We start from the raw sequence: 20,543 nt of genomic DNA, 5'->3' as shown, positions 1-20,543 counted from the left end.
ATCTCGCTTGCGGCCAATCTCTGGCATCGGCATTGTGCCGCCATGATCCCGGCCCGCCGCATCCTGACCAGTCGTTCCCCCGAAGAAACCGCCGGTTTCGCAGCGGCGCTGGGCGCGCGACTGGCGCCCGGCGACTGTCTATTGCTGCAAGGTCCGATCGGCGCCGGCAAGACCCATTTCGCCCGCCACCTAATCCAGTCGCTGCTGGCCGAACCCGAGGATGTGCCGTCGCCCACCTATACGCTGGTCCAGACTTATGACACGCGGTGCGGCGCGCTGTGGCATGCTGATCTTTATCGCCTCAACACACCGGACGAGATCGAGGAACTTGGGTTGACCGAAGCCTTCGAAACCGCGATCTGCCTGGTCGAATGGCCGGAAAAACTGGGTCCGCTGGCGCCGGACGCGGCCCTGCAGCTGACCTTTGAAACCGATCCGCACAGCGACGATACCCGGCGGATCCACCTGCAATGGCAGGACCGAAAATGGGACGGGAAACTGGAGCAGATGCAGAATGCCTGATCGCAAGAATCTGGCCCGTTCGTTTCTCGCCACCACCGATTGGGCAAATGCGCGCCGGGCACCGCTGGCCGGGGATGCCTCGAACCGGCGCTATGAACGGCTGACCGACCCGGTGTCTTTGAAAACCGCCGTTCTGATGGACGCCCCTCCCGAGCGCGGCGAGGACGTGCGCCCGTTTCTGCGCATCGCGCGGCACCTGACCGCCCTGGGTCTCAGCGCGCCGGAAATCCTGGCCGAGGACGTGCCCCACGGCTTTCTGCTGATCGAGGATCTCGGCGACGATCTATTCGCGCGCGTAATCCCCGCACAGCCCGGTCTGGAACCAGATCTATATGCCGCGGCAACCGATGTGCTGTTGGTCCTGCACCGGGCCGATCTGCCGCCTCTGGCCGCGTATAACACCGCGGTAATGACCGACCTTGCGGCGCTGGCCCTGACCCAGTACCGCCGGGCGATCACGGGTGACAACGGTCCTGAATCCGCCTTTCGCGACACGTTCGAAACCGTCCTGGACGGGCTGACACCAATGAATTCGGTACTGATACAGCGCGATTACCACGCCGAGAATCTGTTGTGGCTGCCCCATCGCCAGGGCGTCGCGCGGGTCGGTCTGTTGGACTTTCAGGATGCGATGTCCGGTCATCCGGCCTATGATCTGGTGTCTCTGCTGCAGGATGCCCGCCGCGATGTGGCGCCCCGGATCGAGACCGAGATGATCACCCGCTATCTGGCCGAAACCGGTCTGGACCGTGACGCTTTTGAAGTCGCCTACGCCGCGCTGGGCGTGCAGCGCAACCTGCGCATTCTGGGCGTGTTCGCGCGATTGGCGCGGGCCTATGGCAAACCGCACTACGTCGATTTGATCCCGCGGGTCTGGGCACATCTGACGCGCGACTTGCAGCATCCGGCACTGACACCGGTGGCTGGCCTGCTGCAACAGGCGCTGCCACCGCCTGACCCGGAAACCCTGCAAAAGCTGAAGCGATCATGAAGCAGTCCCCCGAGGCGGTCATGCTGTTTGCCGCCGGATTCGGCACCCGGATGGCAGAGTTGACGCGCGACCGGCCCAAGCCGCTGATCAAGGTCGCGGAACGCACCCTGATCGACCACACGCTGGACCTGGTGCGCGACATTTCCCCTGCCAGAATCGTCGCAAACACGCATTACAGGGCCGATCAGATGGACCGGCACCTGCGCCCGCTGGGGGTGTTGCTGTCCCCGGAACAGCCAGACATCCTGGAAACCGGCGGCGGTCTCAAGGCCGCCTTGCCGCTGCTGGGGCCGGGTCCGGTCTACACCATGAACACCGATGCCATCTGGGCCGGGCCGAACCCGCTGCGTCTGCTGCAACGGCGTTGGCAACCGGATCGCATGGACGGCTTGCTGGTCTGCGTGCCGGTCGCATCCACCGTCGGGCATGCCGGGTCCGGCGATTTCACGCTGGCAACAGACGGACGCATCACACGCGGCCCGGGTTGGGTCTATGGCGGGGTGCAGATCATCAAGACCGAGCGACTGGCCGAAATCGACAGCGCCGCCTTTTCGCTGAACCGCCTGTGGGACCTGATGCTGCGGCAGCACCGCCTGTTTGCCCTGTCCTATCCCGGCAAATGGTGCGATGTCGGCCGTCCAGAGGGCATCGGGCTAGCCGAAGATCTGCTGCGGAACAGGCATGTTTGAACGCTCGCCAACCCCACGCGTCTTTGCGCTGCCGCCGGGTGTGGATTTCCCGCGCGAGCTGATCCGTGGGTTGACACAACGGCTGGAAGGTCAGGCACCCGAGCGTCTGGCGCGGGTTCAGCTGATCGTCAACACCAGCCGCATGGCCCGCCGCCTCCGTCACCTGTTTGACGCCGGTCCGGCCGGGCTGCTGCCGCGCGTCAGCCCGCTGGGCGATATCGTCGACGACCCGCGGCTGACTGCACTGCCCGAGCCGATCTCGCCGTTGCGGCGGCGCCTGCAACTGGCGCAGCTGATCGGTCATCTGCTGGATCGCGAACCCGACCTTGCGGCCCGGTCATCGGTGCATTCCCTGGCCGACAGTCTTGCCGAACTGCTGGACGAAATGCAGGGAGAGGGCGTCGCGCCCGAGGAAATCCAGAACCTGGATGTCAGCGACATGTCCGGCCATTGGGCCCGCGCGCAACGGTTTTTCGAAATTGCCCGGCGCTACGTCCAGGCTCAGGACGGCCAGGCGCTGGACGTTCAGGCACGTATGCGGCAGGCGGTTCTGTTGCTGATCAGGCGCTGGCAGGCCAATCCGCCTGACGGGCCTGTTCTGCTGGCCGGCTCGACCGGATCACGGGGCACCACCGCGCTGTTGATGCAGGCAGTGGCCCGGCTGCCACAGGGGGCGGTTGTTCTGCCCGGCTATGATTTCGACCAGCCGCCGCAGGTCTGGTCGGGCATGGACAAGGCGCTGCATGCCGAGGATCATCCGCAATTCCGGTTCAAGCGGCTGATGCAGGCGCTGGATGTCGAACCCGACCAGATCCGGCGCTGGAGCGATGCACCGCCCCCCTCGCCCGCCCGTAACCGGATGATCTCGCTGGCGCTGCGCCCGGCGCCGGTCACCGATGCCTGGCTGGCCGAGGGTCCGGACCTGAGCGATCTGCAACAGGCAACCGCGGCGATGACGCTGGTGCAGGCGCCCGATCCACGGAGCGAGGCGCTGGCCATCGCCCTGCGACTGCGTCAGGCGGCGGAAACCGGGCAAACGGCGGCACTGATCACACCGGATCGAATGCTGACCCGTCAGGTCGCCGCGGCACTGGATCGCTGGCGCATCCTGCCCGATGACAGCGCCGGCCTGCCGTTGCAGCTGTCACCGCCGGGCCGGTTCTTGCGCCATGTCGCCGGGTTGTTCACACACCGCCTGACCGGCGACATGCTGATGACGCTGCTCAAGCATCCGCTTTGTCATTCGGGCGACGCGCGCAACACGCATATGCTGCACAGCCGCGATCTGGAGTTGCATCTGCGCCGCAACGGTCCACCCTTTCCATCGGCCAAGGCGCTGGCCGTTATTTGCGCCGGACTGAAAAACCCGCCGCCGCCGGACTGGACGTACTGGCTGTGCGCCGGAGTCTGCGATCAGGACACGCCGGACAGATTGCCGCTGTCGCAATGGACCGAGCGTCTGCGCCGCACCGCCGAAACCCTGTCCGCCGGCAGCAGCCGCGCGGGCAGCGGCGCGCTTTGGGACAAAAACGCCGGGCAAAAGGCCCTGGCCGTGCTGGATGCGCTGACCGCCGAGGCTGAACATGGCGGCACCATGTCCGCCCGCGATTTCGCCGATCTTCTGGGTGCGCTGCTGGCCGGCGAACAGGTGCGCGACCGCGACGCACCGCACGACCGGATCATGATCTGGGGCACGCTCGAAGCGCGGGTTCAGGGTGCCGATCTGATGATTTTGGGCGGTCTAAACGAAGGCAGCTGGCCGGAAAGTCCCGGTGCCGATCCCTGGCTGAACCGCACGCTGCGCGATGCCGCGGGCCTGTTGTTGCCGGAACGCCGGATCGGGCTGGCGGCGCATGATTTCCAACAGGCCGCCTGTGCCCCCGAAGTCTGGCTGACCCGTTCGGAACGGTCCGACGATGCCGAAACCGTCCCGTCGCGCTGGCTGAACCGGATGCTGAACCTGTTGAACGGGTTGCCCGATCAGCACGGACCGGAAGCCCTGTCCGGAATGCGGGCGCGCGGCGCGGTCTGGCTGGATTGGGCGGCCGGTCTGGATGACGGGCCCGATCTGGCGGCAGCACCCCGTCCCTCGCCGCGGCCACCAGTGGCCGCCCGACCGATGCGCCTGTCGGTGACCGAGATCAAGCGGCTGATCCGCGATCCCTATGCGATCTATGCCAAACACGTGTTGCGGCTGAAACCGCTCGACCCTCTGGTCAAGACCCCGGATGCGATGTTGCGTGGCACCGCCGTGCACGCCTTTCTCGAAGATTTCATCCGCAACAGCCTGCGGCACCCGGATCAGCTGACCCGGTCAGCATTTCTGCAGATGTCCGGTCAGGCGCTGGAGGCATCGGTGCCCTGGCCCGCAGCGCGGCGGTTGTGGTTGGCGCGGCTGGCGCATATCGCCGATGGCTTTTTGCAGAGCGAGGCCGCCCGCCGGGCAAAGGCCACACCTGTGGCGTTCGAGGCGGCGCTGGAATACCGCCTGCAACCGCCGGGCTTTGTGCTGACAGGCCAGGCTGACCGGATTGACCGGGATGACGTCGGCGCGCTGCACATTTACGACTACAAGACCGGCAAACCCCCGACCCAGCCGGAACAGGCCCGGTTCGACAAACAGTTGCTGATCGAGGCCGCCATCGCCGAAGCGGGCGGATTTCGGGGGTTGCCCGCCGCGCCGGTCGCGGCAGCCCGGTTCCTGCGCGTCGGCTCGGTCGGACCCGATGTCGCGGCTCCGCTGGACACAGAGCCGGCGGCCAAGGTTCTGGCCGATCTGCAATGTCTGATCAGTGCCTATTTCGACCCTGAACAGGGGTTCACCTCAAGACGAATGCTGCGACAGGATTCGGATGTCGGCGACTATGACCATCTTGCGCGCTTTGGCGAATGGGATCGCGCGGCAACTCCGCAGCCCGAGGGTCTGACATGAACGCGCGCGATGATGCCACAGAACGTCAGGTACAGGCGGCGCGCCCCGACGCGTCGACCTGGCTGGCGGCCAATGCCGGCTCGGGCAAGACGCGGGTTCTGACCGACCGGGTCGCCCGGTTGTTGCTGGACGGGGTGCGCCCCGAACATATCCTGTGCCTGACCTACACCAAGGCCGCGGCCAGCGAGATGCAGAACCGGCTGTTCCGGCGTCTGGGCGACTGGGCGATGCTGGACGATGCGCGCCTGACCGACACGCTGACGCAACTGGGCGCGGCCAGCAAGATCGCCCCACGTCAGCTGTCGCATGCGCGCACCCTGTTCGCCCGCGCCATCGAGGCCCCCGGCGGGCTGAAGATTCAGACCATCCATTCGTTTTGCGCCTCGCTGCTGCGGCGATTTCCACTCGAGGCCCGGGTCAGCCCGCAATTCACCGAGATCGAAGACCGTGCCGCGGCGTTGCTGCAGGCCGAGATCGTCGAGGACATGGCCACCGGGCCACAATCGCATCTGATCGACGCCGTCGCCGCGCATATCACCGATACCGGGTTCGAAACCCTGACCCGGGCGCTGGTGCAGCGGCGCGAAGCGTTTTCGACCCCCTGCGACCGGGCTGCTCTGCTGGACCGGCTGAACCTGCCCGCCGGGTTAGACGAAGCCGCGTTGACACGACTGGTGTTCGACGGACAGGAAGAAACCCTGCTGACAGAGTTTCGCGCAGCCCTGCGGACTGGGTCGACCAACGACGTGAAACTGGCGGAAAAACTGGCCGGAATTGGGGTCCCGACCCTGGCCGACCTTCCGCTGCTGGAAAACGCCTTTCTGTTCGGTTCCGGGGCCAAGACCCCTTTTGCGGCAAAGATCGGCTCGGTTCCGACAAAGGGCACGCAAAAGAACCATCCCGGGATCATGCCCGCCGTCAATGATCTGATGCTGCGTGTCCAGGATGCGCGACCGTTGCGGCTGGGCCTGGCCTGCGTTCAGAAATCCGCGGCGCTGCACGGATTTGCCGCCGCCTTTCTGCCGGAATATGCCCGCCGCAAACAGTTGCGGGGCTGGCTGGATTTCGATGATCTGATCCTGAAGGCGCGGCAGTTGCTGAACGATCCCTCGGTGGCGCAATGGGTGCTGTACCGTCTGGATGGCGGCATCGACCACATACTGGTGGACGAAGCCCAGGACACCAGCCCGGCGCAATGGGATGTGGTGGAAAAACTGGCACAGGAATTCACCAGCGGTCTCGGGGCGCGCAACGATACCCAGCGCACGATTTTTGTCGTCGGCGACAAGAAACAGTCGATCTATTCCTTTCAGGGTGCCGATCCCGCGGCCTTTGACCGGATGCAGAACGAATTCGGACGGCGGCTGGGCGGGGCGGGACCGGGACTGCAGGATCTGACGCTGGACTATTCCTTTCGCTCGTCGGATGCGATCCTGCGACTGGTCGATCTGGTTTTTGCCGGCCAGGCCGCAGCCGGGTTTCGCAAGGACTCGATGCATATCGCCTTCAAGTCCGACCTGCCTGGCCGGGTCGATCTGTGGCCGGTGGTCGAAAAGGTCACCGACACGGAAGACCGCCCGTGGATCGATCCGGTGGATCGCCCCAGCCCGGTGCATCACAACGTGGTTCTGGCCCAGCGCATCGCCACAACGATCAAGGCGATGATCGCGCACGGCGAGACCATTCCGGTCGATGGCCCAGCGCCTGGCCGCTTTTTACGCCGACCGGTCACGCCTGGTGATTTCCTGATTCTCGTCCAGCGCCGCTCGGATCTGTTCGCCGAGATCATCCGTGCCTGCAAATCGGCGGAACTGCCGATCGCCGGGGCCGACCGGCTCAAGGTCGGGGCTGAATTGGCGGTCAAGGACCTGGCGGCGCTGCTGAGCTTTCTGGCCACCCCCGAGGACAGCCTGGCCCTGGCGACGGTCCTGAAATCGCCGCTGTTCGGGTGGAGCGAACAGGCCTTATTCGATCTGGCGCATCGCCGGACCACTCGGTTCCTGTGGCCCGCCCTGCGCAGCCGGGCCGCAGAATATCCCGAAACCATGTCCGTGCTCGAGGATCTGTTGGGCCAGACCGATTTCCTGCGGCCCTATGATCTGATCGAACGCATCCTGACGCGACATGGCGGCCGACGCAGATTGCTGGGCCGGCTGGGAGCCGAAGCCGAGGATGGAATCAATGCGCTGCTGTCGCAGGCGCTGGCCTATGAGCGGACCGAAATTCCCAGCCTGACCGGTTTTCTGGTCTGGATGGAAACCGACGACCTGGAAATCAAACGCCAGATGGGCAGTGCCGGCGACATGGTGCGGGTGATGACCGTTCATGGCGCCAAAGGGCTGGAATCGCCCATCGTGATCCTGCCCGACACAGGCCCGCGCAACCCGCCACGCGACGAAGAGATCATGCTGATCGGCGACGTGCCGCTTTGGAAGATGAACAGCGATCACATGCCCGACGCGATGATGCAGGTTCGCGACGCGGCCCGCGCAAAGCAGATGAGCGAACGGCTGCGCCTGCTCTACGTGGCTCTGACCCGCGCTGAAAAATGGTTGATCGTCGCCGCAGCCGGCGATCTGGAGCGGGCCGAGGACAGTTGGTACCGCAGGGTCGAGACCGGGCTGATCGCGGCCGGCGCGGTGACACAGGACTTTGAGGACGGGCCGGGTCTGAGGCTGAGCCATGGCGATTGGACCGCGCCCGCCCTGCAGCGACTGGCGTCTGACAATCGGCCGTGCACCTCGGTACCGGAATACCTGAACCGTATCGCACCCATGGCCTGCCCTGCCCCGGCCACGCTCAGCCCCTCGCAGGATCTGGGTGGCGCCAAGGCGTTGCCTGGCGATGCCGGTCAGGACGAGGAAAGCGCCAAACTGTTTGGCCACCGCATCCACCTGTTGCTGGAATATCTGCCGGCAGAGGATTCCGGCCTGTGGCCCGCCATGGCAGCACGGATTCTGGCGGATGTGCCCCCGAATGAGCGTTCCGCGCTGGTGGACGAGGCCCGTCAGGTCCTGTCCTGTGCCGGTTTGACATCGGTATTTTCACCCGAATCCCTGGCCGAAGTACCGGTCACGGCGGATGTTCGCGGCATCCGGATGCATGGCGTCATTGACCGGCTTATCGTGCGCCCCGATCAGGTGCTGGCCGTCGACTTCAAGACCAACCGCACCGTGCCGGATCACGCCTCGACCTGCCCCGAGGGCCTTTTGCGGCAGATGGGGGCCTATGCCGCGATGCTGGGCAGCATCTATCCAGACCGGAGCATCCGCACCGCGATCCTGTGGACCCGCACCGCAACGTTGATGTCCCTGCCGCACGATCTTGTGACAGCGTCTCTGTTGCGTTCGCCGTGCCTTGACGGCAGCGGTCGGCATTCATAGATTCCTACACCAACAACGCCTTTTATTCAGGAGCCAGAATATGTCCACCGTTGCCGTCACGGACGCCACCTTTGACACCGAAGTCAAGAATTCCGATATCCCCGTCGTGGTGGATTTCTGGGCCGAGTGGTGCGGCCCCTGCAAGCAGATCGGCCCGGCGCTGGAAGAACTGTCCGCGGAATACGAGGGCAAGATCAAGATCGCCAAGGTAGATGTCGACAGCAACCCGAATTCCGCCGCTGCCATGGGCGTGCGCGGTATTCCGGCACTGTTCATCTTCAAGGACGGTCAAGTCGTGTCCAACATGGCCGGCGCAAAACCCAAGGCGGCGCTGCAAAGCTGGATCGACGAATCGATCTGAAACGGCTGTTTCGATGAAATCGGGGCGTCCGCGATGCGGGCGCCCTTTTTTTTGGCGGCGTCTCAGTTGAATGTCGCAGGGGCACGGTCTTGTGCCCTGCCCGGTCGCGCTCCATATAGGCAGCCAACGACAGGAGACCGACCATGAGCAACGACAGTTTTCCCGGCTGGCACGGCACCACGATCATCGGCGTCAAGAAAGACGGACAGGTGGTCATTGCGGGCGACGGTCAGGTCTCGCTGGGGCAGACTGTGATCAAGGGAACGGCGCGCAAGGTGCGCCGCCTGTCGCCCGGCGGCTTTGACGTCGTGGCGGGTTTCGCCGGCTCGACCGCAGATGCCTTCACCCTGCTGGAACGGCTGGAAACCAAGCTGGAAGCGACGCCCGGACAACTGGCCCGCGCCAGCGTCGAACTGGCCAAGGATTGGCGCACCGACAAATACCTGCAAAAGCTCGAAGCGATGCTGATCGTGTCCGACGGCACCGACATCTTTGTCATCACCGGCGCTGGCGACGTTCTGGAGCCGGAACATGACGTCACCGCCATCGGATCGGGCGGCAATTTCGCACTGGCCGCGGCGCGCGGCATGATGGACAGCGACCGATCGGCGGAACAGGTGGCGCGCGACGCCATGGCCATCGCCGCCGATATCTGCGTCTACACCAACGGCAACCTGACCGTGGAAACTATTGGCAGCTGAGTAGTTCCGAAAACCCGGTCCGTCCGGAGCCAGGATTTTCCCCCGGAAAAGGATTTGACATGACAGACCTCACCCCCCGCGAAATCGTCAGCGAACTGGATCGGTTCATCATCGGCCAGAACGATGCAAAACGCGCCGTAGCCGTGGCGTTGCGCAACCGCTGGCGCCGCAAGCAACTGTCCGACGATCTGCGCGACGAGGTCTATCCCAAGAACATTCTGATGATCGGCCCCACCGGCGTCGGCAAGACCGAGATCAGCCGGCGGCTGGCGAAACTGGCCCGCGCGCCCTTTATCAAGGTCGAGGCCACCAAGTTCACCGAGGTCGGCTATGTGGGCCGCGACGTCGAACAGATCGTGCGCGACCTGGTGGACAGCGCCATTGCCCAGACCCGCGAATACATGCGCGAGGACGTCAAGGCCAAGGCCCACCTGGCCGCCGAAGAGCGGGTAATCTCTGCCATTGCCGGCACCGATGCCCGCGAAGGCACCCGCGAAATGTTCCGCAAGAAACTGAAATCGGGGGAACTGGACAATACGGTTATCGAACTGGACCTGGCCGACACGTCCAACCCCATGTCGAACCTGGAAATTCCCGGCCAGCCCGGCGGCAGTATGGGGATGATGAATCTGGGCGATATCTTTGGCAAGGCCTTTGGCGGACGCACCGTGCGGCGCAAGATGACCGTGGCCGACAGCTATGAAATCCTGATCGGGGAAGAGGCCGACAAGCTGCTGGACGACGAGACCGTGACCCGCGCCGCGCTGGATTCGGTCGAACAGAACGGCATCGTGTTTCTGGATGAGATCGACAAGGTCTGCGCCCGCTCGGATGCCCGCGGCGGCGATGTCAGCCGCGAGGGCGTACAGCGCGATCTGTTGCCTCTGATCGAAGGCACGACAGTCAGCACCAAGCACGGACCGGTCAAGACCGACCATATCCTGTTCATCGCCTCGGGCGCGTTTCACATCGCCAAGCCCAGCGACCTGCTGCCCGAATTGCAGGGCCGCCTGCCGATCCGGGTCGAGTTGCGTGCCCTGACCGAAGGGGATTTCGTGCGCATCCTGACGGAAACCGACAATGCGCTGACCCTGCAATATACCGCGCTGATGGGCACCGAGCAGGTCGAGATCGGGTTTACCGAGGACGGGATCGCGGCCCTGGCAAAGATCGCCGCAGATGTGAACCACTCGGTTGAAAATATCGGCGCGCGCAGGCTTTATACCGTGATGGAACGGGTTTTCGAGGAACTGTCCTTTACCGCGCCGGACCGGAGCGGAGACAGCATTACCGTCGATGCAGCCTTTGTCGAAGCCAATCTTGGCGCCTTGACCCGATCCACGGATATCAGTCAATACGTTCTGTGATGGCCGCGTGGCCAGGGCGGCTGCGGAACATGTGATGCGTTTTCTTTCGGCCTTGACGGTGTTTCTTGTGTTTGCGGGCTGTGTCGACCGCAGCCAGGCACCGGTCGTACCGGTCGCCCTGCAGATCGGCAGCAACCGCACCGTGTTCGCCGCCACCAGCCGGCTGCCCGAGGCCGATGGCACATTCGGCTACCGGCGCTCGGATACCCTGCGGCGGCTGGAACTGACCGTGTCGATTCCCCCCGGCCATGAGCCCGGGACACTGGATTTCGGCTATGCCAGACCCGATCCGCGCAAGCAATTCACGATGGCCGGGCGCAAGGTTTTCACCGATGCCCAGGCGTTCCGGTCACGGTTGCAACAGGCGCTGGGATCGCAGCCTGACGCTGCGCGCGACATCACGATCTTCGTGCATGGTTTCAACGCCACTCAGGCCGAAACCGCGTTCCGGGCCGCCCAGGTGGCACATGACACCAACATGCCCGGTCTGTTGATGGCCTATTCCTGGCCCAGCCGGGGCAAGCCGCTGGCCTATGCCTATGATGGCGACAGCGCGCTGTTTGCCCGCGACGGGCTGGAAACGCTGGTCCGTGAGGTGAAAGCGGCAGGGGTGGACCGGATCGTTCTGGTGGCCCATTCCATGGGCAGTTTTCTGACGATGGAGACACTGCGGCAGATAGACATCCAGGATCCCGGCTGGGTGGCCCGAAATCTGGCCGGGGTGGTGCTGATCTCGCCCGATCTGGATGTCGAGGTGTTCCGCGCCCAGATGCTGCGCCTGTCGGTTGTTCCGAAGCCTTTCGTCATCTTTGTCTCGTCCAAGGACAAGGTGCTGAACATCTCGTCCCGTCTGCGCGGTACGTATCGTCCGCAGCGGCTGGGCAATCTGTCCAGCATCGACCAGATCCGCGATCTGCCGGTCGAAGTGATCGACGCGACGGCCTTTGCGGACTCTGCCGGCTCGAGTCATTTTATCCCGGCAACATCGCCGGCCTTGTTGGCCATGCTGAAGGGCGCACAATCGGTGAGTCGCACCTTTGGTCCTGAAGAACCGGCCTTGCAGAATCTTCTGTCCGGTCTTGATGTCCGCGCCGAGGGCGCGACCGAGATCGTTCTGGCCCCGGGCACCGGTGGCAACGACAGATAACGTCCTAGCGAAGGCGGCGCAGGTAAACGTAAAAGGCGCCGTCGCCGCCGTGGCTGATATGTGCCGGTGTCACCTGCAGCACCGCCTGTGCCAATGGAGGCATCGCCAGCCACAAGGGCACGTTACGCCTGAGAATGCCGCGCTGGACCGGAATCATCCCGTGATCGGCATCCTTTTTTCCCTTGCCGGTAATCACCAGAATCAACCGGCGGCCTGCGGTCTGCGAAGTCAGGACAAAGCGGGTCAGGGCGGGATGCGCCCGATCCAGCGTCATGCCGTGCAGGTCGATTCTGCCCTCCGGTACCAACTTGCCGCGTTTCATCCGCCCGAACGCCTTGCGATCCATCTGCACCGCGGGCGGTCGTGTGTCGGTGGGTTTGGGGGTCAACAGCCGGGCTGCCGCCGGTTTCGTCAGGCCCGGAGCCGCGCGGGGAATGGGCTGTTTGTCAGGCTTCGGTTTCGGCAATGGCCGGGCCGGGGTCGTCTGCGTCTTTGGGTGCAACCGTTCGGCCTGAATGGCAACCCGTTGCCACAGATCGATTTCTTCGGGGGTCAGACGACGGCGGGTCATCAGGCGCCATCCGGCAACAAAGCATAGGCCCGCTGGATCGGCAGCAATAGCACCATGCGGCCCGGATCCCGCAATCGCCCGGCGGCCTGTCCGGCCGCGTCTCCGGTCCCAAAGAAGATATCAGCCCGTTGCGCGCCCTTGATCGCCGATCCGGTGTCCTGTGCAATCATCAGCCGGCGCAGCGGGTTGGCGCCGTCCTTTTCAACCCAGACCGGCGCGCCAAGCGGCGTATGGTCCGGGTCGACGGCGATGCTGCGCAAGGGCGTCACTGACCGGTTCATCGCCCCAAGCGGGCCCTGATCAGGCTTGAGAGTCCGCAGCTCGCGGAAAAAGACGTAAGACGGATTGTGAAACAGCAGATCGCGGCCGGCCTCGGGGTTGCGGCGCACCCAGGCCTTGATCACCTCTGCACTGACCTGATGCGCCGCGAACACGCCCCGGCGCACCAGTTCCATCCCGATCGAACGATAGGGTTGGCCGTTGGCGCCGCCATAACCGACACGCAGGGTCTGACCACTGGGCAGGCGAATTCTGCCAGACCCCTGAATTTGCAGAAAGAACAGTTCGACCGGATCATCGACCCAGGCGATTTCCAGCCCACGGCCCCGCATGACATCGCCGCCAAGGATCTGTTCCCGCGTCAGCCATGGGCGGATCGTTCGGGCCTCTTGTGGCATCCGGTAGACCGGATAGCGAAACCGCGCATCGGGTTGACGGGCGCCCTGCAGTTCCGGCTCGAAATAGCCGGTGAACAGCGCCGCCGCGCCATCCTCGATCAGAACCGGACGAAAGAACAACTCGAAAAACCGCCGCGCCCCGTCAGGCCGCCGCACCTGTGTCCCGGCCAGAGCGCACAAGGACTGCCAGTCCGGATCCTCGAGATCGCCGCAAGTGTTCAGAAATACTGACAGCGCCGCCGCGTGATCGTCCTGGACCCAACCATCGAGGTTTGAAAAATCCAGAATCTGATAACTGGGGTCCGCCTGAACGCCGCCGACCATGGTCATCGACCCGGCCAGGACCGCCGCCCGCAGCGCTGCACTCATGCGTCCGTGGCGACAAGCAGCCAGTTGGGATCGTCCGCACCCATGGTGCGGGCAAAAGTCCAGGTGTCTTTTTGCCGTTTCACCTGGCTCGGGCTGCCTTCGACGATCTCGCCATCCTTGTTGCGCACGACCGAAGTCAGCTCGCCGACAAAGCGCATGGTGATCTCGGCCTTGTTGGAGTCCTTGTCAAACCGCACGTCCTGCAGCACGGTCTCCCGCACGCCGACAAATTCCGCCTCGATCGTCAGGCCCTGATCTTCGCGGGCCGCGACGACATCGACAAAAGTCTCGAACACGTCCTCGGCCAGGAACGGTTGGATTTCGTCGAGATTGCCGCGTTCGAACCCCATGACGATCATTTCATAGGCACCACGGGCGCCCTGAACGAACTGGGTGACGGAAAAGCCGGGTTCGACGCGTTTCATCGCCGCCAGATCCTGCGCCTGGCTGCTGTTTTCCTCGACATGATCGGTGATATCGCGATCCGGACCGCCTTCGATCACCTCGAATCCCTGACGATCCGCTTTTTCCGGCTTTTTCGGCAAGGTGGGTTTTTCGAAACCGTCACGCGTGCCCAAGACGCTTTTCAGGCGCAGGATCAGGAAGATGGCAATGCCTGCCAGCACCAGAAGCTGGATGATGGGCGAATTCATTTGGACCTCGTGACTACGATGGGCTTTGTAAGCTGTGCCCTTGGGACTTATGTAGGTGACGGGCGGGGTCAAGTCCACCGTCCAGCGCAAGGGAAAGGAAACCCGCAATGTATCTGTTTTTGGCCTTCCTTATGGTTCCGCTGATCGAGATCGCCCTGTTCATCCAGATCGGCGGCCTGATCGGGTTGTGGCCGACCCTGGCCGTGGTTGTCCTGACGGCTGTGCTGGGCACCTGGCTGGTCCGGTCCCAGGGGCGGATGGCCATGAATCAGTTGCGCGCGTCGTTTTCCGAGCTGAACGATCCGACCGAGCCACTGGCGCATGGTGCGATGATCCTGATTTCCGGCGCCCTGCTGCTGACGCCCGGGTTTTTCACCGATGCGGTCGGTTTTGCCCTGTTGATGCCACCGGTACGAGCCGCGGTCTTTCGATATCTGCGCGCCCGGGTCAAAGTCCATCACTTCCAGATGGGGCCGGAGCAACGAAACGGTCCGGGGCAGGGGCCCCAACGCGACCCCAACGACCAAGGCGTCGTCATAGACGGTGAATTCGAAGAAGTCCCGCCAGCCCGCGACCCGAATGCCGGCCCGTCCGGGTGGGTCGAGGATGGCAAGCGGCATTGAGCTACCGGTACCTAGCTGGTAAGCAGCCGCAAATCTTGCATGAGGAGTGAACGCATGTCCGACAATGGCGCGGCGGCTGCAAATGGCGGCCAGCAGGTTCCGCAGGTCAAAATGAACATCCTGGGGCAATTCGTGCGCGACCTGTCCTTTGAAAACGTCATGGCACAAAAGGGCGCGTCGGGAGAGGTGCAACCGGATGTCAGCATCCAGGTCAATCTGGACGCCCAGAAACGCCCGACCGCGCATCAATATGACGTTGTGATCAAGCTGAACATCGATTCCAAGGCCAAGGAAAGCCGTGACCAGCTGTTCCTGATGGAGATCGAATATGGCGGCGTGTTTCACATCGAGGGCGTGCCCGAGGAGCAGTTGCACCCGTTTCTTCTGATCGAATGCCCGCGTATGCTGTTCCCGTTTCTGCGGCGCATCGTCAGCGATGTGACCCGCGACGGTGGCTATCCGCCCCTGAACCTGGAAAACATTGATTTCGTTCAGCTTTACCGATCCGAACTGGCCCGCCGTCAAAGCGAGCAGGGCGGCCAGACCGCCAATGCCTGAACCGACGCCGTGCCTGCTTTCTCAGGCGCGCGTCCACAGGGCCTGATCGCCCAGTTTGGCCACAATGGCCTTGTGCGCGGCGCGTTCGTCGTCGGTCAGCAGCGACGGCAGCGGGGTTGGTCGCGGGGCAGGGCGCCAGTCTGTACCGGCGGTTTCGCTGCGCCCCCTGGCACTGGTCGACAGCGCAAAGTCGGGCTGTCGACCGCCGATCAGTTCCAGATAGACTTCGGCCAGGATTTCCGAGTCCAGCAGCGCCCCGTGCAGCGTGCGCGAGGAATTGTCGATGTTGAACCGCCGGCACAGCGCGTCCAGAGAGGCCGGCGAGCCGGGAAAGCGTTTTCGCGCAATCGCCAAAGTGTCGATCGCCTGTTCCCAGGGCAGTTGCGGCAGCTGGATCCAGCCCAGTTCGGCGTTGAGAAACTTCATGTCAAAGGCGGCATTGTGAATGACCAGCTTTGACTCGCCGACAAAATCCAGAAATGCCTGCCCGATCTCAGCGAATTTCGGCTTGTCGCGCAGAAAGTCGTCACCCAGCCCGTGCACCTCGAACGCCTCTTGCGGCATCGCCCGTTCCGGGTTGATGTATTGGTGATAGGTGCGTCCGGTCGCAACGTGGTTGTTCAACTCGACCGCGCCAATCTCGACGATCCGATCCCCGGATTGCGGGTCGAATCCTGTGGTTTCCGTATCCAGTACGATTTCACGCATGCGCCTGCCGTGCCCTGATCTGCCTGACGATATCCTGAACCTGTTCGCGCGCGTGGTCCAGCGTGTCTGTAACGATCACGAAATCGGATCGCGCCCGTTTCTCCGCATCCGGCATCTGCTTGTCCCGGATCAGCTGGAACTGGTCGCGGGTCATGGTGCCGCGGTCCAGCACCCGGCTTTCCTGTATGTCAGGCGGCGCCGACACGCAGGCCACTGCATCCATTCCGGCGCCGCCGCCGGTCTCAAATAGCAGCGGGATGTCAAAGACCAGGATGTCGGAACCGGCCTGATCCCGGAACTGCGCCCGATCCTGTGCCACCAGGGGATGCACGATCGCCTCAATCCGCGCCAGCGCCTCCGGAGCAGCGCCGATGATCTGCTTCAGCACGCCACGATCCACCGCGCCGTCCTGCACCGCCTGGGGAAATTCCCGCCCCAGCGGACCCACCGCGGCGCCACCCTTGGCATAGAGACGATGCACCGCCGCATCGGCGTCCCACAGGGCACAGCCCTCGTCCACGAACATCGCGGCCGTGGTGCTTTTGCCCATGCCGATGGAACCGGTCAGCCCCAGGCAAAAACTCATCGCAGCGCCGCCGCGCGGGTGTCTTCGTCGACGGTCGGGCGGTACCCGAACCAGCGTTCAAAGGCCGGCACCGCCTGATGCAGCAGCATGCCCAACCCGTCCACCGTTGTGCATCCCATGTCCTCGGCGACCTGCAGCAGATGGGTTTTCAGGGGCGAATAGACCAGATCCGTGACCACTGCGGATTTCGGCAACCCGTCCAGCGGAACCCGCAATTCGGGCTGGCCGGACATGCCCAGCGAAGTCGTGTTGACCACCAAGGCGGCCTCTTCCAGCACATTGCCGGCCTGAACCCAGTCAACCACCCGCACACGTTGGCCGAAATCGTCGCGCAACCGCTCGGCGCGTGCCCGGGTGCGGTTGCTGAGTATGATCTGCGGCACCCCGGCATCGGACAGCGAGGCAATCACCGCCCGTGCCGCGCCGCCGGCCCCCAGCGCAACGGCCGGGCCGGCCTTGGCATCCCAGTCCGGCGCCCCGCTGCGCAGGTTCTCGATAAAGCCGTAGCCATCCGTGTTGTCCGCATGGATCGAGCCATCGTCACGAAAGATAAGCGTATTGGCCGCACCGATCAGCGTGGCACGATCCGTGACCTTATCGGCCATTTCCATTACCCGCTCTTTGTGAGGAACGGTAATGTTGACACCGACAAAACCCATCCGGGGCAGGGCGCGGATCACCTGTTTCAGATCGTCATGGGCGACGTCCATGGGGATATAGTAGCCGCGAATTCCGTAGGTCAGCAGCCAATGCCGGTGCAGTTGCGGAGATCTGGAATGCGCGATCGGAGAGCCTATGACCCCGGCCAAAGGAATTCGTGCCTGCGTCAATGTTCAATCGCTCCCTGCAACGCCAGAAAATTCAGAATGTTCAGCAATGGCATACCCAAAACGTTAAAGTAGTCTCCGTCAATAGCCGAGAACAGGCGCACGCCCTCTTCTTCGAGCTTATAGCCGCCAACCGCGTGGCGAATACTGTCCCAGTTGCGCGCGACATACCCCTTTAGATAGGCGTCGGTCGCCGTGCGCATATGCAGGCGAACCTGCCCGACATGGCGCCACAGGGGCTGGCTGTCCTGATAGATCACCGCAGCGGATAACAGTTTATGCCGATGCCCGCGCATTGCGGTCAATTGCGCCAGCGCTTCTGCGGCGGTCACGGGTTTGGACAGCAGCGATCCCTGGAATTCAAGTACCTGATCGCAGCCGATCACCAGCGCGCCGGGGTTCCTGTCGCTGATCTTTCGGGCTTTCATCTCGGCCAGTGCATCCGCAATGTCGCGGGGCGGAGCGCCTTCGGCGATCAGGGCGGATTTGATCATATTTTCGTCCACCCGCGGCACCTGCACCCGAAAATCGATATCAGCCTGCGACAACAGCTGGGCGCGAATCTGGGAACCAGAGGCAAGGATCACGGGGATAGACATGTGGAAAACCGGGTGCGCAAGATCGGGGATGGGTCGGGACGATTTGTAGGGTTTTTACCCAGTGGCGCAAGTGCGCACAGACCACCGCAATCTCGCGGTTTTTCCGGCGCTTTCATACAGACGGGATAAGGACAAGTCTGATTTGGCCTTGAACCCTCGTCTGTCTTAGTTTTTCCCGATTTTTCCACAGGATTACCACTTGAAAAATTTAGCTATCCCATTGTTTATAAATAATAAATATTCTTCTCCCAAATGTTTGTGCGGAACTTTCCAACATTCGGGTTTTCTGGGGAGAACCCAAGGTACAAATCAATAATCCACTGGTTTCCCGGCTTCCTACAAAACCATCATCCTTTCTTCTTTCATATATTTTTATTAGGAAGGCCCGGCACAGATCCCGGGGACGACATGACTGACTTTCTGATCTCGATATATCCTTGGACCAAGGCGTTTCACATCATGTCGGTGATCGCCTGGATGGCAGGATTGTTCTATCTGCCTCGGCTGTTTGTTCACCATGTCGAACGGGCTGGGGAAAGCAGCGATATGGCGGCGGTTTTTGAGATGATGGAAGTCAAGCTTTTGCGTCTGATCATGAATCCGGCCTTTGTCGCAACCTGGGTGTTCGGTCTGTGTCTCGTGTTCACCCCCGGTATCGTTGATTGGGGCGAGATCTGGCCCTGGACCAAGGCCGGCGCGGTTCTGGTGATGTCCTGGTTCCATCACTGGCTGGGCTGGCGGCGCAAGGATCTGTTGAACGGCACCAACACCTGGACCGGCCGGCAGTTTCGCATGATGAACGAGGTGCCGACAGTACTGATGGTCGTCATCGTTCTGTCGGTGGTGGTTCGGTTCTGATCATCATTTGACTTTTTCCAGGGGCTTGGCTAAAGACCCTGTCAGCCAGCCCGTCCGGGCAGGGCGATTTCCCGTTAGCGATAGATCGCAGCCGGCACCGACCGGATGCAGACAGGCAGTATCTCCATGACCGTTGAAAAGTTGAACCTTTCCGATCTCAAGGCAAAAAGCCCGAAAGACCTGTTGGCCATGGCCGAAGAGCTTGAGATCGAAAACGCGTCGACCATGCGCAAGGGCGAGATGATGTTCCAGATTCTGCGCGAACGCGCGGATGAGGGATGGGAAGTATCCGGCGACGGGGTGCTCGAGGTTCTGCAGGACGGATTCGGTTTTCTGCGTTCACCCGAGGCCAATTATCTGCCGGGACCGGACGATATATATGTGTCGCCTGACATGATCCGTCAGCATTCGCTGCGCACTGGTGACACCATTGACGGTGTCATTCAGGCACCGAACGAGAATGAACGCTATTTCGCGCTGACCAATGTCACCAAAATCAATTTTGAAGATCCTGAAAAGGCCCGGCACAAGATTGCGTTTGACAACCTGACGCCGCTGTATCCGGACGAGCGTCTGAACATGGAAGTCGAGGATCCGACGATCAAGGATCGTACGGCCCGCATCATCGATCTGGTCGCGCCGATCGGCAAGGGCCAGCGATCTCTGATCGTGGCACCGCCGCGTACCGGCAAGACGGTGATCCTGCAGAACATCGCCAACTCGATCGAAAAAAATCACCCGGAATGTTATCTGATCGTATTGCTGATCGACGAGCGGCCCGAAGAAGTCACCGACATGCAGCGTTCGGTCAAGGGCGAGGTTGTATCCTCGACCTTTGATGAACCGGCAACGCGGCATGTGGCGGTCAGCGAAATGGTGATCGAAAAAGCCAAGCGTTTGGTCGAACACAAGCGAGATGTTGTTATTCTTCTCGACTCGATCACAAGACTTGGTAGGGCATTCAATACGGTTGTGCCGTCTTCGGGCAAGGTTCTGACTGGCGGTGTGGACGCCAATGCCCTGCAGCGGCCCAAGCGGTTCTTTGGTGCGGCGCGGAATATCGAAGAGGGCGGATCGCTGACCATCATCGCCACGGCGCTGATCGATACTGGCAGCCGGATGGACGAGGTGATCTTTGAAGAATTCAAGGGCACCGGCAACTCCGAGATTGTTCTGGATCGCAAGATCGCTGACAAGCGCGTCTTCCCGGCCATCGACATTCTGAAATCCGGCACCCGGAAAGAGGACCTGCTGGTCGACAAGATCGACTTGCAGAAGACCTTTGTGCTGCGACGCATCCTGAACCCGATGGGTACCACCGATGCCATCGAGTTCCTGATTTCAAAACTGAAACAGACCAAGTCTAACAGTGATTTCTTTGACTCGATGAATACCTGACGCGGGGCGTCCACACGGGGTAT

At 62.6% G+C, this 20,543-nt stretch carries 20 protein-coding genes; 13 read left to right on the top strand and 7 right to left on the bottom strand.

From position 1 onward, the window contains the following. The first annotated feature begins 42 nt into the window (after nt 1-42). From tsaE to ACFMPD_RS01405, 9 genes are all read left to right on the top strand, one after another. Complete coding sequence (gene tsaE / locus ACFMPD_RS01445) at nt 43-522, top strand: tRNA (adenosine(37)-N6)-threonylcarbamoyltransferase complex ATPase subunit type 1 TsaE (protein ID WP_380990913.1); 480 nt, start codon at nt 43-45, stop codon at nt 520-522. Continuing rightward, nucleotides 515-1,513, top strand: a complete 999-nt coding sequence (locus ACFMPD_RS01440; protein WP_380990910.1) for an aminoglycoside phosphotransferase family protein — start codon at nt 515-517, stop codon at nt 1,511-1,513. Before tsaE ends, ACFMPD_RS01440 begins: the two co-directional genes overlap by 8 nt. After that, a complete protein-coding gene (locus ACFMPD_RS01435) occupies nt 1,510-2,202 on the top strand; it encodes a nucleotidyltransferase family protein (protein ID WP_380990908.1) in 693 nt (230 codons plus the stop codon). Before ACFMPD_RS01440 ends, ACFMPD_RS01435 begins: the two co-directional genes overlap by 4 nt. Next, the gene (addB, locus tag ACFMPD_RS01430; protein WP_380990905.1) at nt 2,195-5,134 is read left to right on the top strand and encodes a double-strand break repair protein AddB; all 2,940 of its coding nucleotides are present in this window, start codon (nt 2,195-2,197) and stop codon (nt 5,132-5,134) included. Before ACFMPD_RS01435 ends, addB begins: the two co-directional genes overlap by 8 nt. After that, nucleotides 5,131-8,517 (top strand): double-strand break repair helicase AddA, encoded by a 3,387-nt coding sequence (gene addA / locus ACFMPD_RS01425; protein WP_380990903.1) that lies wholly within the window; start codon nt 5,131-5,133, stop codon nt 8,515-8,517. The genes addB and addA overlap by 4 nt, the downstream gene beginning before the upstream one ends. A 40-nt stretch (nt 8,518-8,557) precedes the next feature. Then, nucleotides 8,558-8,878 (top strand): thioredoxin, encoded by a 321-nt coding sequence (gene trxA / locus ACFMPD_RS01420; protein WP_380990901.1) that lies wholly within the window; start codon nt 8,558-8,560, stop codon nt 8,876-8,878. Between the two features lie 143 nt (nt 8,879-9,021). After that, nucleotides 9,022-9,579, top strand: coding sequence for an ATP-dependent protease subunit HslV (gene hslV / locus ACFMPD_RS01415; protein ID WP_380990898.1), 558 nt, complete (start codon nt 9,022-9,024; stop codon nt 9,577-9,579). Between the two features lie 59 nt (nt 9,580-9,638). Beyond that, nucleotides 9,639-10,946 (top strand): ATP-dependent protease ATPase subunit HslU, encoded by a 1,308-nt coding sequence (gene hslU / locus ACFMPD_RS01410; RefSeq protein ID WP_380990895.1) that lies wholly within the window; start codon nt 9,639-9,641, stop codon nt 10,944-10,946. 34 nt (nt 10,947-10,980) lie between these two features. Then, the gene (locus ACFMPD_RS01405) at nt 10,981-12,093 is read left to right on the top strand and encodes an alpha/beta hydrolase (RefSeq protein WP_380990892.1); all 1,113 of its coding nucleotides are present in this window, start codon (nt 10,981-10,983) and stop codon (nt 12,091-12,093) included. Between the two features lie 4 nt (nt 12,094-12,097). Here the strand turns inward: ACFMPD_RS01405 and ACFMPD_RS01400 are convergent, their stop codons facing one another. The 3 genes from ACFMPD_RS01400 to ACFMPD_RS01390 are packed head-to-tail and all read right to left on the bottom strand — an operon-like array spanning nt 12,098 to nt 14,363. Beyond that, the gene (locus ACFMPD_RS01400) at nt 12,098-12,664 is read right to left on the bottom strand and encodes a Smr/MutS family protein (RefSeq protein WP_380990889.1); all 567 of its coding nucleotides are present in this window, start codon (nt 12,662-12,664) and stop codon (nt 12,098-12,100) included. Further along, on the bottom strand, nt 12,664-13,710 hold the full coding sequence (gene mltA / locus ACFMPD_RS01395) for a murein transglycosylase A (protein ID WP_380990886.1): 1,047 nt from the start codon (nt 13,708-13,710) through the stop codon (nt 12,664-12,666). The genes ACFMPD_RS01400 and mltA overlap by 1 nt, the downstream gene beginning before the upstream one ends. Then, nucleotides 13,707-14,363: a Tim44/TimA family putative adaptor protein gene (locus ACFMPD_RS01390; protein ID WP_380990882.1), complete on the bottom strand. Its 657-nt coding sequence runs from the start codon at nt 14,361-14,363 to the stop codon at nt 13,707-13,709. The genes mltA and ACFMPD_RS01390 overlap by 4 nt, the downstream gene beginning before the upstream one ends. Nucleotides 14,364-14,470: 107 nt before the next feature. Here ACFMPD_RS01390 and ACFMPD_RS01385 point away from each other — a divergent pair, with 107 nt between their 5' ends. Together ACFMPD_RS01385 and secB are read left to right on the top strand one after the other, a co-directional pair. Beyond that, entirely contained in the window at nt 14,471-14,986 is a 516-nt protein-coding gene (locus ACFMPD_RS01385; protein ID WP_380990879.1) for an FxsA family protein, read from the top strand. A gap of 54 nt (nt 14,987-15,040) precedes the next feature. Then, nucleotides 15,041-15,544, top strand: a complete 504-nt coding sequence (gene secB, locus ACFMPD_RS01380) for a protein-export chaperone SecB (RefSeq protein WP_380990877.1) — start codon at nt 15,041-15,043, stop codon at nt 15,542-15,544. Between the two features lie 21 nt (nt 15,545-15,565). Here secB and dnaQ read toward each other — a convergent pair whose 3' ends face one another. From dnaQ to ACFMPD_RS01360, 4 genes are read right to left on the bottom strand one after another with little or no spacing between them, the layout of a single operon-like run. Further along, complete coding sequence (gene dnaQ / locus ACFMPD_RS01375) at nt 15,566-16,252, bottom strand: DNA polymerase III subunit epsilon (protein ID WP_380990874.1); 687 nt, start codon at nt 16,250-16,252, stop codon at nt 15,566-15,568. Further along, nucleotides 16,245-16,838: a dephospho-CoA kinase gene (gene coaE, locus ACFMPD_RS01370; protein ID WP_380990871.1), complete on the bottom strand. Its 594-nt coding sequence runs from the start codon at nt 16,836-16,838 to the stop codon at nt 16,245-16,247. The genes dnaQ and coaE overlap by 8 nt, the downstream gene beginning before the upstream one ends. Next, entirely contained in the window at nt 16,835-17,668 is an 834-nt protein-coding gene (locus tag ACFMPD_RS01365; protein WP_380990868.1) for a shikimate dehydrogenase, read from the bottom strand. The genes coaE and ACFMPD_RS01365 overlap by 4 nt, the downstream gene beginning before the upstream one ends. Continuing rightward, nucleotides 17,665-18,264 (bottom strand): Maf family protein, encoded by a 600-nt coding sequence (locus ACFMPD_RS01360; RefSeq protein WP_380990866.1) that lies wholly within the window; start codon nt 18,262-18,264, stop codon nt 17,665-17,667. The genes ACFMPD_RS01365 and ACFMPD_RS01360 overlap by 4 nt, the downstream gene beginning before the upstream one ends. A gap of 408 nt (nt 18,265-18,672) precedes the next feature. On the opposite strand from ACFMPD_RS01360, the gene hemJ reads away from it, so the two are divergent. Beyond that, nucleotides 18,673-19,122, top strand: a complete 450-nt coding sequence (gene hemJ, locus ACFMPD_RS01355) for a protoporphyrinogen oxidase HemJ (protein WP_380990863.1) — start codon at nt 18,673-18,675, stop codon at nt 19,120-19,122. A 126-nt stretch (nt 19,123-19,248) separates the two neighbouring features. Then, nucleotides 19,249-20,520: a transcription termination factor Rho gene (gene rho / locus ACFMPD_RS01350; RefSeq protein ID WP_380990860.1), complete on the top strand. Its 1,272-nt coding sequence runs from the start codon at nt 19,249-19,251 to the stop codon at nt 20,518-20,520. Nucleotides 20,521-20,543: the final 23 nt, after the last annotated feature.

It is taken from the genome of Sedimentitalea sediminis (assembly GCF_042687825.1).
GTDB lineage: Bacteria > Pseudomonadota > Alphaproteobacteria > Rhodobacterales > Rhodobacteraceae > Sedimentitalea.
Note: the sequence above shows the minus strand (reverse complement) of the source record. Positions and strands in the feature narration are given on the sequence as shown.